Genomic DNA, 15,506 nt, shown 5'->3' on the forward strand with positions numbered 1-15,506 from the left:
ACCTCCCCGAAGTTCTGGAAAAGAGGAGTTCGCCGATGCGCGAAACGATGCAACTCGTCCCTATGGTCGTGGAACAGTCGAGCCGAGGCGAACGGTCGTTCGATATCTATTCACGCCTGCTGCGCGAACGGATCATCTTTCTCAATGGCGAAGTGAACGACACCGTGTCCGCACTTATCTGCGCGCAATTGCTGTTTCTGGAAGCGGAAAATTCAAAACAGCCGATCAATCTCTATATCAATTCGCCGGGCGGCGTTGTGACCAGCGGTCTCGCGATCTATGACACGATGCGCTATGTCCGTGCGCCCGTGCACACGCTTTGCATGGGGACGGCCCGCTCGATGGGCTCCTTCCTGCTGATGGCAGGGGAGCCCGGTCATCGCGCGGCGCTTCCCAACGCAAACCTGCTTGTTCACCAGCCTTCCGGCGGATTTCAGGGGCAGGCATCGGACATCTTCATCCATGCAGAGGAAGCGCAACGAACCAAGCGGCTGATGACGCGTCTTTATGCCGAGCATTGCGGTCGCACCTATGAAGAGGTGGAACGCGCGCTCGACCGCGATAATTTCATGACTGCGGAAGCAGGCCTCGAATGGGGCTTGATCGACCGCATTCTGGAACGGCGGGAAGTCGCTGAAGCTTGAAGATATTCTGTCTTCAGCCATCGTTGTGTATGTCCGCCAGGGACAGTATCAACGAATGATGGTCGGAAATCACGTAACAATACCTGACGAAGCGACAAAGGCTCTGACCGTTTTGCGGGAAAGTCTGGGGCAATCTTTGCAGGCCGTGTATCTGCACGGCTCTGCCGTAAATGGCGGACTTCGCCCCAATAGCGATGTCGATCTGCTGGTGGTCGGCAACCAGCCTCCCGCACTGGAAACCGGCGCGCGTCTCGTCGACAAGCTCATGCAGATATCAGGTCGGCATCCGGCCAAACCCGGCACGCCCAGATGTCTGGAAGTGATGATTTTTCTAGAGCAGGATCTCGCCGCACTCAGCTATCCCGCGCGCTGTGCATTCATCTATGGAGAATGGTTGCGCGACGAGTTCGAGGCCGGAACCGTGCCGCAACCGCACACTGATCCGGAATACACATTGGTGCTCGCGCAAGCCGGTCAGGAGGCCGTAAGCCTCTTCGGCCCTGCACGGGAACACCTTCTGCCACCGGTGCCGCTTGACGATGTGCGACGGGCAATTGCGGACGCCTTGCCCGGCCTGCTTGGCAATCTTCAGGGCGACGAGCGCAATGTGCTGCTGACGCTTGCGCGCATGTGGTACACACTCGAAACTAGAAAGTTTACCCCGAAAGATGCCGCTGCCGCATGGGCCCTGTCGCTGGTTTCATCCGAAACCGCCGCTGCCCTTGCGCTTGGGCAGGCGGCCTATCGTGGTGCGGTTTTTGACGACTGGCAGAACCACTCCAAGCTTGCCCGACAAGCGGCGGATGAGCTGGCGCATCATGTGCGGTCGCTTCTCTGAAAATCGTCAAGCTGCGGCTTCGTCCTGCTTTTGCTGCCGTTTGGGCACGGGAAGACTGTCCGGAATATCGGAATGCAGGAAATGCAAAAGCGTGTCCTGAACCGACGATAGCCGATGCGCGCAATCACGCCAGCCGAACGGAATATCCTTTGGCATAGGCGGGATTCGACGTGGCTCCTGTCCCTCCTCCAACTCGCAATTGGCAATAACCACCTGCAACGCTTCCGTCAGCCAGAGCGGCGGCGGCGCCTCCTTCTTTCGCAGTGCATTGCCCAGCGCCTCCCCGAACAGCAGCGCCGATGCGTAAAGACGGATGCCGCGCCGGTCGTACCGGCCCGCCATTTCCGTAACCTCACGCGCCACCAGCCGCCCGCGCAGCGACCAGCGGGCATTGCTGCGCGCCAGCGCAATGCCGTCGCCCAATGCGATCACCGCCCGGTGGGCGGATGTGAACTGATTGATCGCGCTTTGTGCCCGCACGGGGTCCTGTTTTTCGAGCGCGACAGCCGATTGCTTGAGCCCGTTTGCGAGACGGTCGAGCAAGCCGCGAACAGCCCTGTCGATCAGAAGTACCGGACTTGGAGTCATCAATATCTGGCTGAACAGCAGACCCACCCCGGCACCGACCAGAACGTCGATCAACCGCGTCACACCCGCAACCTGCGGCCCCATGGCGAGAACCAGAATTGCCGAAACACCCGACTGGATGGCAATTGCCGGAGCCATGCCGAAAGAGGTCGCCAGAACCATGGCAACGAAGGTCACTATGCTTGTGTGGAAGACCGGAACCGTTTCCGGCAAGAGCAGCGAAAGTTCGCCGACCAGCACGCCTGTCGTGACGCCGACCATCACCCCTATCGCCTGCTTGCCATGGTTGGGCAGGTTCGGTGCCAGGCAGATCACAGCCGTGACCATGGCAAAGACGGGTTTTGGCTGCCCCAGAGCCAACTGGCAGATCAACCATGCGACACCGCCTGCAAAGGAAGCGATCAGGGAATCGCGCCAGCTCGCAGACCATTGCTGGACAACCTTATTTGCGCGCTGCCGCATCGATTTCTCCATCAGCTTATCGGCAGCTATCTATGGCAACGTTTTCCCGCCTCAAGGCTTGAAGAAGTTTTCGTACTGGTCCGGCTTGAAACCGACCGTCAGTTTCCCGCCCTTGTCGAGCACCGGACGCTTGACCATGGATGGCTGCGCCAGCATCAGCGCCCGCGCCTTGGCGGCATCGACATTCTGGCGTTCTTCCTCGGGCAGTTTGCGAAACGTCGTTCCGGCCCGGTTGAGCAACTGTTCCCACGCAATATCTTTCAGGAAGCGGTCCAGCGTTTCGCCGTCGAGCCCTTCCTTTTTATAATCGTGAAATGCGTAATCGATGCCATGGTCTTCAAGCCAGGTGCGCGCCTTCTTCATGGTGTCGCAGTTCTTGATACCGTAGATGGTCACGCTCATATCCGACTCCTTTGATCGCTTTGCCGCGATCAAAGGCTATCGAAACACCGGTTTCAACCTCTATCTGGAATCGTGAAAGATTATGCCCAGCGTATGCCGCTGGCCGGAACGTATACGGCTGACACCGTGCCGCATCTTGACGCGATAATCGCCGCGTGTGCCTTGCATCGGGCGATCATTGACCGCGAAAACCACACCGTCGCCTTGTCGGAGCGGCACGACTTCCGCCCGGCTCTGCATACGGGGACGCTGTTCGGTCAAAACGAACTCACCGCCCGTAAAATCCTTCTCCGGCTCGGAAAGCAAAATCGCCACCTGCAAGGGAAATGCGATATCGCCGTAAATATCCTGATGCAGGCAATTATAGTCGCCCTCGACATATTGCAGAATGAGCGGTGTCGGACGGGTCTGCCCTGCTGCGTGGCACCGGTCCAGAAATTCGTCATGGGTCGGGGGGAAGCGGACATCCGATCCCAGTCTCTCACTCCATCGATTGGCGATGGGCGCAAGCTGCGGATAGAGCTTCTGGCGCAGATTCCAAATTAAGGCAGGAATGGGATTTGCGTAATATTTGTATTCTCCGCGCCCAAAACCGTGTTTTCGCATCGAAATAACGGTTCGAAATGCGGCCAAATTGTAGTAACCGGCGGCTAATTCGTGGCACTCTTGTGGCGAAATGATGTTTTTGAGGATTGTGGCGCCGAACTCGTCCAGTTCGGCACCGACTTTTTGCCAGTCATAGGCGGCGATATTTTCCGCCTGCAAGGGTACATTTCTGTTCATGCCTGGCTCTCCCGCTTCAGGAGATCGCGCTTGCGCTCGACGCCCCAGCGATAGCCGGAGATGCCACCATCATTGCGCACGACCCGGTGACACGGAACCGCAACAGCGATCTTGTTGGCCGCACAAGCCTGCGCCACTGCACGCACCGATTTCGGCGCGCCTATCCGTTCGGCAATTTCAGTGTAACTTACTGTTTTTCCTGCCGGAATTTCGCGCAAAGCCTGCCAGACGCGCTGTTGGAATGCGGTTCCTTGCAGATCGAGCGGCAGGTCGAGACCGATGCGCGGCGCTTCTACGAAACCGACAACTTCGGCCACCATGTCCTCGAACTCACGGTCTGCACCGATGAGATTGGCCTGCGGAAACCGCTTTTCCAGGTCGCGGATCAGTTCTTCCGGGTCATCGCCCATCCAGATAGCACAGACGCCCTTGTCGCTTGCAGCCACCAGCACCGCCCCGAGCGTCGACTGGCCGATGGCAAAACGAATATCCGCGTTCTTGCCGCCTTGCTTGTAAGCCTTTGGAGTCATTCCTAAAATCCCGCCTGAAGCCTCATAGAAACGGCTGCTGGAATTGTAACCGGCATCATAGATGGCGTCGGTTACGCGGATTTCCGGGGCATCAAGCGCCGCCCTCATTTTCCTCGCGCGATGCGCATCGGCATAGGCTTTCGGGGTCAGCCCTGTGAACTCCTTGAATACACGATGAAAATGGGCCGGGCTCGCTTTCACGGAAGCCGCAATTTCTTCAAGGGAAGGCACCTCTTCCGCCGTCTCTATAAAGCGGCAGGCGCTCGCGACCATATCGGCATAACGGGTGCTGTTCTGTGTCGCCAATGTCTCGGAGAGATGCGGCTTGCAGCGCATACATGGCCGGAAGCCAGCACGTTCCGCATCCTCGCAACCGTCGAAAAATTGTACATTTTCGCGCTTTCCACGCCGCGACGGGCATGATGGACGGCAATAGACGCCTGTAGTGCGCACCGCATAGACAAATGCACCGTCCGACGCCTTGTCGCGGTCGAGTACCTTCTGCCAGCGATTTTCGTCAGGGTCGTGGGTTTTCATGGTCATAAGGTTCATGTCCGTATTCCTTCAATATGAGCATGAAGGAAGGCTAATGCCACCGCGTCGAAGCGACACTCCGCTGCTTGCTTTCAAATTCGAAACAGTGCCGTTGCACAGTCTGTTCACAAATAAGGATCATGCAAGCTTTCAGCTTTTATACCATGATATGAGAGGTAAATAGGGAGAAGACCATGACGACAATCGGCTTCATCATCAACGGCAAGGAAACTGTATCCGCATCGGGCAAGATGTTCGATCGCAAGGATCCGGTCACCGGAAAAGTCGCCACTACCGCGCCTGCGGCCAACCTCGCCGATGTCGATGCGGTTGCAAAATCTGCCGCGAAAGCCTTTGAAAGCTGGTCTGATACCGGCCCGAACGAGCGTCGTTCTCTGCTGAACAAGGCGGCTGACCTGATGGAAGGCCGGGCCGATGAATTCACCCGCCTCATGCTCGAAGAGACCGGTGCAACGGCCCCATGGTCGGGCTTCAACGTCCATCTTGGGGCTGGCGTGCTGCGCGAAGCCGCAGCGCTCACCACGCAGATCACCGGCGAGATCATCCCTTCCGACAAGCCCGGCATCGTTTCCATGGCCGTGCGCCAGCCGGTCGGCGTGGTGCTTGGCATGGCACCATGGAATGCGCCGATCATTCTCGGCGTGCGCGCTATTGCAGCAGCACTTGCCTGCGGCAACACGGTTATCTTGCGGTCGTCGGAATCCTGCCCCGGCGTTCATCACCTGATCGTCAAGACACTCAACGATGCAGGCTTTCCGGCGGGCGTGGTCAATGTCATCTCCAATGCGCCAGAGGACGCGCCGGAAATCGTCGCGGCCCTCGTTGCCCATCCTTCCATCCGCCGCATCAATTTCACCGGCTCCACCCATGTCGGCAAAATCATCGCCAAGCAGGCCGCAGAACATCTGAAGCCTGTGCTGCTGGAACTGGGCGGCAAGGCGCCCTTCATCGTGCTGGAAGATGCTGATCTCGACCAGGCAGTCGATGCCGCGGCTTTTGGCGCTTTCATGAATCAGGGCCAGATCTGCATGTCTACGGAGCGCTTCATCGTGCATGAGAAGGTGGCTGATGCCTTTGCCGAAAAGCTTGCCGCCAAGGCAAAATCCCTGCCTGCCGGTGATCCGCGCGGCAATGTCGTTCTCGGTTCGCTGGTCGATCTCAAATCGGCTGAGCGCATGGATGCACTCATCAAGGATGCAGTGGCGAAAGGTGGCAAGGTTCTGGCAGGCGGCAAGCGCGAAGGCTCCATCGTCGAGGCGACGATCATCGATCACGTGACGCCGGATATGGATATCTATGCGCAGGAATCCTTCGGGCCGGTAAAACCCATCATTCGCGTCAAGGATGCCGACGAGGCAATCCGCGTGGCCAACGACACCGAATATGGTCTCTCATCGGCGATTTTCAGTCAGGATGTGAAGCGGGCGCTGACGCTTTCGAAAAAGCTTGAAACCGGCATCTGTCACATCAACGGCCCGACGGTTGCCGACGAAGCGCAAATGCCGTTCGGCGGCGTGAAGTCTTCCGGCTATGGCCGTTTCGGCGGAAAGGCCGTCATCAATGAGTTTACCGATCTGCGCTGGATCACCATCGAAGGTCCGCAGCATTATCCGTTTTGAATCAGAAAGGGCGGAGCTTTTTTAGCTCCGCCCTTTCGTCAATCGTGTCAGTTCAAGACTTTCGCGCTTCCTTGATCGCTTCGATCAGTTCCGGCTCTTTCATGACACCGCCATAAAGCTTGGTGCCGATAACGAAGGAAGGTGTGCCGCCGAAATTGAAGGCTTCACCCTGATCCATATTGCGTTCAAGAATGGCATTGATGCGCTTTGAATCGGCTTTATAGGCTGCGTTGAGCTTTGCCGGATCGAGCCCGCCCTTCTTCAGCGCCGCATCCACCTGTTCCGGCGTGAGACGACCGGGCGTTGCCATCAATGCTTCCATGGCCTTCACATAGTTGCCGGACTTTTCCGCAGCCAGAACGAGGCGTGCGGCATAAGCCGACGTGTCGCCGAAGATGATCCAGTCCTTCATCACAAGGCGAACATTGCCGTCATTCTTGATCACGCGCATCAGTTCGCCATGCCCCTTCTTGCAATAGGGGCATTGGTAGTCGAAATACTCCACGATGGTCACATTGCCGTTCGGGTTGCCCAGAACCGGAATTTCCTTGTCGTAAAGCACTTCCGCAACCGTCGGCACGCGCTGCGCAAGGCTCTCGCCGCCTGAAATCGCAATCGTTGCGGCACCGGCTGCCGTTGCGGCCAGTATCTGACGACGGTTCATCATGAGCTAACTCCTTTACCCGACTGGGATTTATTCAACACGACGACACGCGCACCGGCGGTAGCGCGTTTGTAGAGATCGAGGATGTCCTGATTGTAGAGACGGATGCAGCCGGACGATGCAGCCTTGCCGACGGACCAAGGCTCGTTGGTGCCGTGAATGCGGTAAAGCGTGTCCTTGCCATCGCGATAAAGATAGAGCGCGCGGGCACCGAGCGGATTGCGGATGCCGCCCTCAAGGCCTTTCGCGTATTTTGCGTAATGGTCCGGATTGCGCTTGATCATGTTGGCGGTCGGCGTCCAGCGCGGCCACTGCGATTTGTAGGCAACCTTGGCATCCCCTGAGAAGGTCAGTCCGGCGCGACCGACCCCCACCGAATAGCGGATCGCCTTGCCGCCCGGCTGCACGAGGTAGAGATAGCGCGCATAGGGATCGACCACGATGGTCCCGACCGGTTCGGCCGTGACATAGTCGACTTCCCGGCGCAGGTTACGATCCGCAATCTTGTTGAGATCGAGTGCCGGAATGAGATTGCCGCGATCGTTCACCGCGCCATACATGGTCTCGAATTCGCTCTTGGCCGTTTGCACTTCTGGCGCCGGTTCAACTGCAACAGGTTCCGGTGTGAAGGCCACAGGCTGCGGCATGGTGACGGCAATCGGCCGATCTGCAGATGCAGTCGTGCATGCTGCAGCAACAAAAGGCAGACAGGCAACCACAGCCATCCGCAACAGCGATCTCCGCGCATTTCGCTTTTCTTTCACTACGTTCAAAACCCCAGCCCCCGGTCCATCTTAAAATCCTTACATCCTTATTTCTGGTCGGCGCTCACAAGGCCGACCGAACGTTCGATAGAGGCGGTTGTGACATCGCCCACCAATCTGGTCCCCTCCAGTTCCTTGCTGATGCGATTGAAGAAGATCATTGTCGGCGGCCCTGCCACACCAAGCTTTGCCATCAGATCGGCATTGCCACTGGTGAGCTGCGAAATATCCGCCTTGATGAGCTGATAGCCATCCAGTGCCTTCTTCACGTTTGCATCGGGCAAAACCCGACGCTCCACGGTGGAACAGCTTACGCACCAGTCCGCCGTGAAATAGACAAGCGTCGGCTTGTCGCCGCGCGCTTCAACAAGTTTCTCCTGAAGGGAAGAAACAGTCTCGACCGGCGCAAATTGCAGCGCGGCCAGATTCTGGTTGCCGCCACGGTTACCGAATGCGGCCAGCGGTTGCAACGGGTCTTTTCCGCCTGAAGCCACGCCGAGCATCAAAATGACACCATAGACGAAAGCTGCCGTGCCGATTGTGCGCGCGACAACGCTGCGCCCTGGAATTTTGAGAAAAGCGAAACTTGCAGTTCCGAAAAGCAGAAGCGCCCACAGCACCATATCCACGCCGGGCGGCAGAAGCGGAGCGGCCATGAAGATTGCGGTAGCCAGAAACCCGAAGCCGAAAATCTGCTTCACCGTTTCCATCCATGCGCCTGCACGCGGGAGCGTACCAGCGCCGAGCGTGGCGAAAGCAATGAGCGGCAATCCCTTGCCGATGCCAAGCGCAAAGAGCGCGGAAGCGCCCAGCGCGACATTGGCCGTCTGCGCGATATAGAGCAGCGCGCCTGCGAGAGGTGCCGTAACACATGGGCCGACAATCAGTACCGACGAGAAACCGAGAATGGCGGCAGAACGCTTGGAACCTGTTCGCTGCTGGCCATGAGGGCCAGTACGCGAAGAAATCGCGCTGACCCATGAATTTGGAAGCTGGATCTGGAACAGGCCGAACATGGAGAGCGCCAGAAGCGTGAATATTCCGGCCAGTACGAGCGCGGTCCATTTCGATTGCAGCACCATTTGCAGATTCTGCCCCGACCAGCCTGCAATTGCGCCCACGACGGCAAAACCCAATGCCAGGCTGACGACATAGATTATTGAAAGCACAAAGCCGCGCTTTGCTGTCAGCTTTTCACCTTCGCGTGCCAGCGTTCCGGCAAGAATGGGATAGATCGGAAAAACGCAAGGTGTGAAAGCAAGCAGAACGCCGAAAGCCAGAAATGCCGCGATCACCAGCCCGGTGCCACCTTGATCGAGCAGCCCTTCGACCATGCCCTTTTCGGGTGCAAGGGCGAACGCCGTATTTTGCTCCATGGATGGCACAGCAGCCGGTGCAAATGCCGATGCCTGCGTCAGCGCCTTTGCCTTCTGCCCCATTTCGCTCGATATGGCGAGCGTGACCGGATCGACGGTTCTCGTTTCCGGACGGTAGCAGATACCGTCTTCCTGACAGCCCTGATAAGTCAGTTCCAGCGGCTGTTCACCAGCCTTCACGCTTGCTGTGGCATGGGTGTAATAGACTTCCAGCTGCCCGAAATTCGGGTCGTCCTTGGGTTGGCCGGGCTGCGTGTCGACAGCAAGCGCATTTCCCTGCCCGTCCTTCGCCTCTATGTGATCGCGATAAAGATAATACCCTTCCGCGATCTGCCAGTTGAGCACAAGACGGCCATCCGTATCCTTCAGCACGCTCAGTCGGAACGCCTGATCGACGGGCAGCGGATTTGCTGCCGATGCCGGGCCGAGCGCGAGAAACAAACTGATGAATAAGCCGGCAAGGCTCGCAAAGAAACGCATTACGATTTTCCGCATAAATTCGATTCGGACAAATTGATCATGTTGCAAAAGGCGAATGCTCCGGCCACCTTAAGGCAGCCTTAAGCTGGCGCGGTGAAAAGCTCGCGTGCCAAGTATTTGGTTCGTCGCACTATCCTACGCAAAACCGCTTCGCCCTTTTGCTGGAAATGCTCTAATTGCCAATAACGGCGGAAACAGGAACTCATGCGCATACTCGTGGTTGAAGACGACACGATCCTCCTCGACGGACTGACCGTAGGGTTGGGGCTTGCCGGTTTCACCGTGGATGCCGTTTCCAATTGCGGCGATGCGGAAGCAGCACTTGCCGCACAAAATTACAACGCCGTGGTGCTCGACCTGATGCTGCCCGACGGTTCAGGCCTCGACATCCTCAAGACCATGCGGCGCGGTCGCGACGAGACGCCGGTGCTGCTGCTGACTGCCCGCGATCAGGTGCCCGAGCGCATCGCAGGCCTCGATGCGGGTGCAGATGATTATGTCGGCAAGCCCTTCGACCTGCATGAGCTTGCAGCCCGTGTGCGTGCCGTCGCCCGACGTGGTGCCGGACGTGCAAATGCCCTGCTTGAATGGCGCGGCGTCGAACTGGACCCGGCGGAGATGTCGGTGCGCTTCCATGGTGAGCCCGTCAGGCTGACGCGACGTGAATTCTCGATCCTGCGCGCCCTCATGGAACGGCCGACCGCCACCTTCTCCAAATCCTCGCTGGAAGAAGCGCTTTATGGCTGGCAGGAAGAAGTGGAGAGCAACGCGGTGGAAGTGCATATCCACCACCTGCGCTCGAAACTCGGTTCCGATTATATCGAAACGGTGCGCGGAGTCGGCTACCGTCTGGCGGGGGCAAACGCATGAATTCCATTCGCAGCCGCCTGACCGGCATATTGATCGGCGTCACCTGTCTTGTCTGGCTTTTCGCGGTGGTGTGGATTCACATCAGCACCCAGTCACAGCTCGAAAAAGTGCTCGATGCGCGCCTGATGGAGGCCGCACGCATGGTCAATTCGCTTTTGACCGAGCATCGTGTGGAGGTTGGGCCGGAAGGCGACGGCGGGCAATTGTCGCTGAAGCCGATGCCGGATTTTCCACTCTACGACCGACAGTTATTCTGCCAGATATGGGCGCTCGACGGCAAGCTTCTCGGACGGTCTGAAAGTGCGCCCGGTGTACGGCTTACCAATGTTGCGAACGGTTTCTCCGATACGGAAGTCGCTGGCGACCGATGGCGCGTCTTCGCTGTCGAAAATACCCAGCTTGGCCTGCGTGTCATGGTTGGTGACAGCCTGAGCGTTCGCGAGAGGCTGGTACAAAATGTCGTAACGGGTCTTGTTCTGCCAGCCTTGCTGATGCTGCCCGTTCTGGCGCTGATGATCTGGCTGTGCGTGCGGCGCGGCCTCAACCCGCTGAGCCGTCTTGCCTCCGTGCTTTCCAAACGGCGTGCGGAGGATTTGCGCCCGCTTCCCGAACAGAATCTGCCGAAGGAGATCGCGCCTGCTGTCACCGCGCTGAACGGACTTTTCCACCGCGTCGAGGACGCACGCGAGCGCGAGCGCAACTTTGCGATCTTCGCTGCGCATGAGCTGAAGACGCCGCTCGCCGGACTGAAGACGCAGGCACAGATTGCCGAAGGTGCAAAGGACGAGAAAATGCGCGCCAATGCGGTGCGCCAGATCGCGGCGGGCGTCGACCGCACGAGCCGCCTCGTCAGCCAGCTTCTCGATCTTGCGGCGCTCGAAACCGGCGACGAGACGGAAACGCCGATAGGCGAACCGGCATGCCAGCTTCTGGTCGCGGTTTCCACCGATATGCGGATGCTCGCAGCCCAGCGTGGAATTTCCATCGAACTGCCGGAAACCATGCCTCTGGTGCAACTGCCCTCCCCGCATCTGTTCACGCTTGCCGCCCGCAATCTGATCGAAAATGCGGTCAATCACTCGCCGAAGGGCGGCACCGTGCGCTGCCGGATCGAAGCCGAAGCGGGCAAACTCAGGCTCACCGTCGAGGATGACGGCCCCGGCATTCCCGAAAGCGAAATGCCGCGCGTGACAGAGCGGTTCTTCCGCGGCGCACATCGCAACGAAACCGGTAGTGGCCTTGGCCTTGCAATCGTGAAAATGGCGACAGAACGGATGGGTGGCAAAGTTTTGCTGCAGAACCGTCCCGAGGGCGGCCTGACCGCGGCACTTGTCGTGCCCAGCACGATTGTCGGATAAAAGCCCCCCTATTTTTCGGGCTTTTGGTCGCTGTCGTTGATTTAGATCAATGACACTTGCATCTGATGCGCGGATAGGGAACCTATCGCTATTGCTGTCTCATCCGAGACGGCTCTTGTTATGCGCTCTGCGAGGGGATTTCATGAACTACGCCGCTGGAACAGTCCTTTCCGGTCTGGGGGCACTTTTTGCCGTGCTTCTGGCCGGTTTCTCCCATGACGAGCTGTTCAGAACCCATATGTGGATTCTGTTCGCTACGCTGGCCATCTTCACCATTCTTCTGATGCGAAATGCCGATTACGGCCTGACGCCGAAAAAGGTCGATCAATCCACCTATATGGATGGCCCGGTCCGCTACGGTGTCATCGCAACGGTTTTCTGGGGTGTGACCGGCTTTCTGGTCGGTGTGGTTATCGCCGCGCAGCTCGCCTTTCCCGATCTCAATCTGGAACCCTATCTGAACTTCGGTCGCCTGCGTCCGCTGCACACTTCTGCGGTTGTTTTTGCGTTTGGCGGCAACATCCTGATCGCATCGTCGTTCTATGTCGTGCAGCGCACCTGCCGCGCCCGGCTCATCGGCGGCGACCTCGCATGGTTCGTGTTCTGGGGCTATCAGCTCTTCATCGTGATGGCCGCGACCGGCTATCTGCTCGGCATCACACAGAGCCGCGAATATGCCGAACCGGAATGGTATGTCGACATCTGGCTCACCATCGTCTGGGTCGCCTATCTGGTCGTCTTCCTCGGCACGATTCTGAAGCGCAAGGAGCCGCATATCTATGTGGCGAACTGGTTCTACCTGTCCTTCATCATCACCATCGCCATGTTGCACATCATCAACAATCTGGCGATCCCGGTCTCCTTCCTCGGCGTGAAGAGCTATTCTGCTTTCTCCGGCGTTCAGGATGCGGTGACGCAATGGTGGTACGGTCATAACGCCGTTGCCTTCTTCCTGACCGTGCCATTCCTGGCCATGATGTACTATTTCGTGCCGAAGCAGGCAGAGCGTCCGGTCTATTCCTACCGCCTGTCGATCGTGCACTTCTGGTCGATCATCTTCCTCTATATCTGGGCTGGTCCGCACCATCTGCATTACACTGCTGTTCCTGATTGGGCACAGACGCTCGGCATGGTGTTCTCGATCATGCTCTGGATGCCTTCATGGGGTGGCATGATCAACGGTCTGATGACGCTTTCGGGCGCATGGGACAAGGTTCGCACCGATCCGATCATCCGCCTGATGGTTGCAGCTATCGCCTTCTACGGCATGGCGACCTTTGAAGGCCCGATGCTCTCGATCAAGGCCGTCAATTCGTTGTCCCACTATACGGATTGGACCATCGGTCACGTTCATGCGGGCGCACTTGGCTGGAATGGCATGATCTCGTTTGCCGCCGTCTATTACCTCGCACCGAAGCTGTGGAACCGCCAGCGGCTCTATTCGATCCGCATGGTCAACTGGCACTTCTGGCTGGCGACGCTCGGCATCGTTCTCTACGCGGCTGCCATGTGGGTTGCCGGTATCCAGCAGGGCCTGATGTGGCGCGAATACGACGATCAGGGCTTCCTCGTCTATTCCTTCGCGGAAACCGTGCTCGCCATGTTCCCATACTACGTCATCCGTACGCTTGGCGGTGTGTTCTATCTCGCCGGTGGCTTCGTGATGGCCTGGAACGTCTATCAGACCATTCGCGGCAATCTGCGCAACGAAGCCCCTATGGGCGGCACCCGGACCGTTGCCGGTGCAGCCATGCAGCCTGCCGAATAAGGAGCGTGTGATTTATGTCGATACTAAAGAACCACTCCAAGCTGGAGAAAAACGCAACGCTGCTGCTGATCGCATCGCTCGCCGTGGTTACGGTCGGTGGCATCGTTGAAATCGCACCGCTCTTCTACCTCGAAAACACCATCGAGAAAGTGGAGGGCATGCGCCCATACTCGCCGCTGGAGCTTGCGGGCCGTGACGTCTATGTGCGTGAAGGCTGCTACCTTTGCCACAGCCAGATGATCCGTCCGTTCCGCGATGAAGTAGAACGCTACGGCCATTACAGTCTGGCTGCGGAATCCATGTACGATCATTCGTTCCAGTGGGGTTCGAAGCGCACGGGGCCTGACCTTGCGCGCGTCGGTGGCCGCTATTCGAACGAGTGGCATGTGCAACACCTTATCCGCCCGCGCGACGTGGTGCCGGAATCGGTCATGCCAAGCTATGCCTTCCTGAAAGACCGTCCGCTGGATGCTTCCAACATCGCAGGCAATCTGAAAGCCAATGTGGCAGTCGGCGTGCCTTACACGCAGGAAATGATCGACAGCGCGCTTGACGATCTGAAGGCACAGGCCTCTCCCGACGCCGATACATCCGGCGTCGAGGCCCGCTATCCCAAGGCCAAGCTCGGCGACTTCGACGGCAATCCGCAGATGGTCTCGGAAATGGATGCACTCATCGCCTATCTCCAGATGCTCGGCACCCTCGTTGACTTCTCGACCTACGATCAGTCCCCCAAGGCGAGATAAAGCGGAGATTTAGCGATGGATTACAACACCCTACGCACTTTCGCCGATAGCTGGGGCCTGCTTGCCATGGCGCTCTTCTTTGTCTTTGTCATTCTTTTTGCTTTCCGCCCCGGAAGCAAAAAGAAAGCCGATGAAGCGAAGGAAATTCCATTCAAGGACGACAAAAATGACTGACAAACAGATCGATGAAGTCAGCGGTGTAGCAACAACCGGACACGAATGGGACGGCATCAGGGAGCTGGACAATCCGATGCCTCGCTGGTGGCTGTGGACTTGGTATGCAACCATTTTCTGGGCGCTTGCCTATGTGATCGCCTATCCGGCCTGGCCGCTGATTTCCAGTTCCACGGAAGGCATGCTTGGCTGGTCGAGCCGTGGCACTTTCTGGGAAGAAACCGCCAAGATCGACAGCGAGCGTCAAGGTATCATCGACCAGATCAAAGCCAAGGATGTGCACGAGATTCTGGCGGATGAAAACCTGCGCCAATATGCGATTGCCGGTGGCGCTGCTGCCTTCCGCGTCAACTGCGTGCAGTGCCACGGTTCCGGCGCGCAAGGGGCGCCCGGCTATCCGAACCTCAACGATGACGACTGGTTGTGGGGCGGGTCCATCGACGACGTCCTGACCACCATTCGTCATGGTGTGCGCTCGAAGGATGATGCCGACACCCGCGTTTCCGAAATGCCGGCATTTGTCGACGTGCTGGAACCGCAGCAGATCCGCGATGTCGCCGCCTATGTGGTGAGCCTCTCCGGCACACCGCATAATCCGGAAATGGTGCCGGAAGGGCAGAAGGTCTTCGCGGAAAACTGCGCCGTCTGCCATGGCGCGGATGCCAAAGGCCTGCGCGAGTTCGGCGCACCGAACCTGACAGACGCCATCTGGTTCTACGGTTCCGGCGAAGACGCCATCGTGCGTCAGGTCTCGCATCCCAAGCATGGCGTCATGCCCGCATGGGAAACGCGCCTCGGCGATGCGACCGTCAAACAGCTTGCCATCTTCGTCCATTCGTTGGGCGGAGGCGAATGAAGAGAAGGGAGTAAGGCAGTAGGGGAATA

General features: G+C 58.2%; 16 protein-coding genes. 9 read left to right on the forward strand and 7 right to left on the reverse strand.

Annotated elements, in window-relative coordinates; all coding sequences use genetic code 11:
- Positions 1–35: 35 nt before the first annotated feature.
- The gene (locus ACYSN1_RS04845; RefSeq protein ID WP_140020095.1) at positions 36–644 is read left to right on the forward strand and encodes an ATP-dependent Clp protease proteolytic subunit; all 609 of its coding nucleotides are present in this window, start codon (positions 36–38) and stop codon (positions 642–644) included.
- A 55-nt stretch (positions 645–699) separates the two neighbouring features.
- A complete protein-coding gene (gene ant(9)-Ic / locus ACYSN1_RS04850) occupies positions 700–1,482 on the forward strand; it encodes an aminoglycoside nucleotidyltransferase ANT(9)-Ic (protein WP_461724625.1) in 783 nt (260 codons plus the stop codon).
- Between the two features lie 6 nt (positions 1,483–1,488).
- Here the strand turns inward: ant(9)-Ic and ACYSN1_RS04855 are convergent, their stop codons facing one another.
- The 4 genes from ACYSN1_RS04855 to ada are packed head-to-tail and all read right to left on the reverse strand — an operon-like array spanning position 1,489 to position 4,799.
- Positions 1,489–2,532 carry an FUSC family protein gene (locus ACYSN1_RS04855; protein WP_461724626.1) on the reverse strand — a complete coding sequence of 348 codons (1,044 nt, stop codon included), beginning with the start codon at positions 2,530–2,532 and terminating at the stop codon, positions 1,489–1,491.
- Positions 2,533–2,583: 51 nt separating this feature from the next.
- Positions 2,584–2,934 carry an ArsC family reductase gene (locus tag ACYSN1_RS04860; RefSeq protein ID WP_461724627.1) on the reverse strand — a complete coding sequence of 117 codons (351 nt, stop codon included), beginning with the start codon at positions 2,932–2,934 and terminating at the stop codon, positions 2,584–2,586.
- Between the two features lie 60 nt (positions 2,935–2,994).
- Positions 2,995–3,717 (reverse strand): 2OG-Fe(II) oxygenase, encoded by a 723-nt coding sequence (locus ACYSN1_RS04865; protein WP_461724628.1) that lies wholly within the window; start codon positions 3,715–3,717, stop codon positions 2,995–2,997.
- Positions 3,714–4,799: a bifunctional DNA-binding transcriptional regulator/O6-methylguanine-DNA methyltransferase Ada gene (gene ada / locus ACYSN1_RS04870; RefSeq protein ID WP_461724629.1), complete on the reverse strand. Its 1,086-nt coding sequence runs from the start codon at positions 4,797–4,799 to the stop codon at positions 3,714–3,716. Before ada ends, ACYSN1_RS04865 begins: the two co-directional genes overlap by 4 nt.
- A gap of 176 nt (positions 4,800–4,975) precedes the next feature.
- Here ada and ACYSN1_RS04875 point away from each other — a divergent pair, with 176 nt between their 5' ends.
- Entirely contained in the window at positions 4,976–6,421 is a 1,446-nt protein-coding gene (locus ACYSN1_RS04875; RefSeq protein ID WP_461724630.1) for an aldehyde dehydrogenase, read from the forward strand.
- A gap of 52 nt (positions 6,422–6,473) precedes the next feature.
- Here ACYSN1_RS04875 and ACYSN1_RS04880 read toward each other — a convergent pair whose 3' ends face one another.
- The 3 genes from ACYSN1_RS04880 to dsbD form a co-directional block, all read right to left on the reverse strand.
- Positions 6,474–7,088: a DsbA family protein gene (locus ACYSN1_RS04880; RefSeq protein ID WP_461724631.1), complete on the reverse strand. Its 615-nt coding sequence runs from the start codon at positions 7,086–7,088 to the stop codon at positions 6,474–6,476.
- A complete protein-coding gene (locus ACYSN1_RS04885) occupies positions 7,085–7,810 on the reverse strand; it encodes a L,D-transpeptidase (protein WP_461725280.1) in 726 nt (241 codons plus the stop codon). The genes ACYSN1_RS04880 and ACYSN1_RS04885 overlap by 4 nt, the downstream gene beginning before the upstream one ends.
- Positions 7,811–7,896: 86 nt before the next feature.
- Positions 7,897–9,705 (reverse strand): protein-disulfide reductase DsbD, encoded by a 1,809-nt coding sequence (gene dsbD / locus ACYSN1_RS04890; protein WP_461724632.1) that lies wholly within the window; start codon positions 9,703–9,705, stop codon positions 7,897–7,899.
- A 204-nt stretch (positions 9,706–9,909) separates the two neighbouring features.
- Here dsbD and ACYSN1_RS04895 point away from each other — a divergent pair, with 204 nt between their 5' ends.
- The 6 genes from ACYSN1_RS04895 to ccoP all read left to right on the forward strand — a co-directional run bounded on the left by ACYSN1_RS04895 (position 9,910) and on the right by ccoP (position 15,477).
- Positions 9,910–10,575: a response regulator gene (locus ACYSN1_RS04895; protein ID WP_461724633.1), complete on the forward strand. Its 666-nt coding sequence runs from the start codon at positions 9,910–9,912 to the stop codon at positions 10,573–10,575.
- Positions 10,572–11,933, forward strand: coding sequence for an ATP-binding protein (locus ACYSN1_RS04900; protein ID WP_461724634.1), 1,362 nt, complete (start codon positions 10,572–10,574; stop codon positions 11,931–11,933). The genes ACYSN1_RS04895 and ACYSN1_RS04900 overlap by 4 nt, the downstream gene beginning before the upstream one ends.
- 142 nt (positions 11,934–12,075) lie before the next feature.
- Entirely contained in the window at positions 12,076–13,701 is a 1,626-nt protein-coding gene (ccoN, locus tag ACYSN1_RS04905; RefSeq protein WP_461724635.1) for a cytochrome-c oxidase, cbb3-type subunit I, read from the forward strand.
- A 14-nt stretch (positions 13,702–13,715) separates the two neighbouring features.
- Positions 13,716–14,447: a cytochrome-c oxidase, cbb3-type subunit II gene (ccoO, locus tag ACYSN1_RS04910; RefSeq protein WP_461724636.1), complete on the forward strand. Its 732-nt coding sequence runs from the start codon at positions 13,716–13,718 to the stop codon at positions 14,445–14,447.
- A 15-nt stretch (positions 14,448–14,462) separates the two neighbouring features.
- The gene (locus ACYSN1_RS04915; RefSeq protein WP_024896091.1) at positions 14,463–14,621 is read left to right on the forward strand and encodes a CcoQ/FixQ family Cbb3-type cytochrome c oxidase assembly chaperone; all 159 of its coding nucleotides are present in this window, start codon (positions 14,463–14,465) and stop codon (positions 14,619–14,621) included.
- Positions 14,614–15,477 carry a cytochrome-c oxidase, cbb3-type subunit III gene (ccoP, locus tag ACYSN1_RS04920; RefSeq protein WP_461724637.1) on the forward strand — a complete coding sequence of 288 codons (864 nt, stop codon included), beginning with the start codon at positions 14,614–14,616 and terminating at the stop codon, positions 15,475–15,477. Before ACYSN1_RS04915 ends, ccoP begins: the two co-directional genes overlap by 8 nt.
- The last annotated feature ends 29 nt before the right edge of the window (positions 15,478–15,506 follow it).

The sequence above is a fragment of the Brucella sp. LJL56 genome, from assembly GCF_054871705.1.

What these genes read in the sequence shown, in the direction of transcription:
- ACYSN1_RS04845 (WP_140020095.1), top strand. Translation starts at nt 36, where the DNA reads ATGCGCGAAACGATGCAACTCGTCCCTATGGTCGTGGAACAGTCGAGC.
- ACYSN1_RS04855 (WP_461724626.1), bottom strand. Translation starts at nt 2,532, where the DNA reads ATGCGGCAGCGCGCAAATAAGGTTGTCCAGCAATGGTCTGCGAGCTGG.
- ACYSN1_RS04860 (WP_461724627.1), bottom strand. Translation starts at nt 2,934, where the DNA reads ATGAGCGTGACCATCTACGGTATCAAGAACTGCGACACCATGAAGAAG.
- ACYSN1_RS04865 (WP_461724628.1), bottom strand. Translation starts at nt 3,717, where the DNA reads ATGAACAGAAATGTACCCTTGCAGGCGGAAAATATCGCCGCCTATGAC.
- ada (WP_461724629.1), bottom strand. Translation starts at nt 4,799, where the DNA reads ATGAACCTTATGACCATGAAAACCCACGACCCTGACGAAAATCGCTGG.
- ACYSN1_RS04875 (WP_461724630.1), top strand. Translation starts at nt 4,976, where the DNA reads ATGACGACAATCGGCTTCATCATCAACGGCAAGGAAACTGTATCCGCA.
- ACYSN1_RS04880 (WP_461724631.1), bottom strand. Translation starts at nt 7,088, where the DNA reads ATGATGAACCGTCGTCAGATACTGGCCGCAACGGCAGCCGGTGCCGCA.
- ACYSN1_RS04885 (WP_461725280.1), bottom strand. Translation starts at nt 7,810, where the DNA reads ATGGCTGTGGTTGCCTGTCTGCCTTTTGTTGCTGCAGCATGCACGACT.
- dsbD (WP_461724632.1), bottom strand. Translation starts at nt 9,705, where the DNA reads ATGCGTTTCTTTGCGAGCCTTGCCGGCTTATTCATCAGTTTGTTTCTC.
- ACYSN1_RS04895 (WP_461724633.1), top strand. Translation starts at nt 9,910, where the DNA reads ATGCGCATACTCGTGGTTGAAGACGACACGATCCTCCTCGACGGACTG.
- ACYSN1_RS04900 (WP_461724634.1), top strand. Translation starts at nt 10,572, where the DNA reads ATGAATTCCATTCGCAGCCGCCTGACCGGCATATTGATCGGCGTCACC.
- ccoN (WP_461724635.1), top strand. Translation starts at nt 12,076, where the DNA reads ATGAACTACGCCGCTGGAACAGTCCTTTCCGGTCTGGGGGCACTTTTT.
- ccoO (WP_461724636.1), top strand. Translation starts at nt 13,716, where the DNA reads ATGTCGATACTAAAGAACCACTCCAAGCTGGAGAAAAACGCAACGCTG.
- ACYSN1_RS04915 (WP_024896091.1), top strand. Translation starts at nt 14,463, where the DNA reads ATGGATTACAACACCCTACGCACTTTCGCCGATAGCTGGGGCCTGCTT.
- ccoP (WP_461724637.1), top strand. Translation starts at nt 14,614, where the DNA reads ATGACTGACAAACAGATCGATGAAGTCAGCGGTGTAGCAACAACCGGA.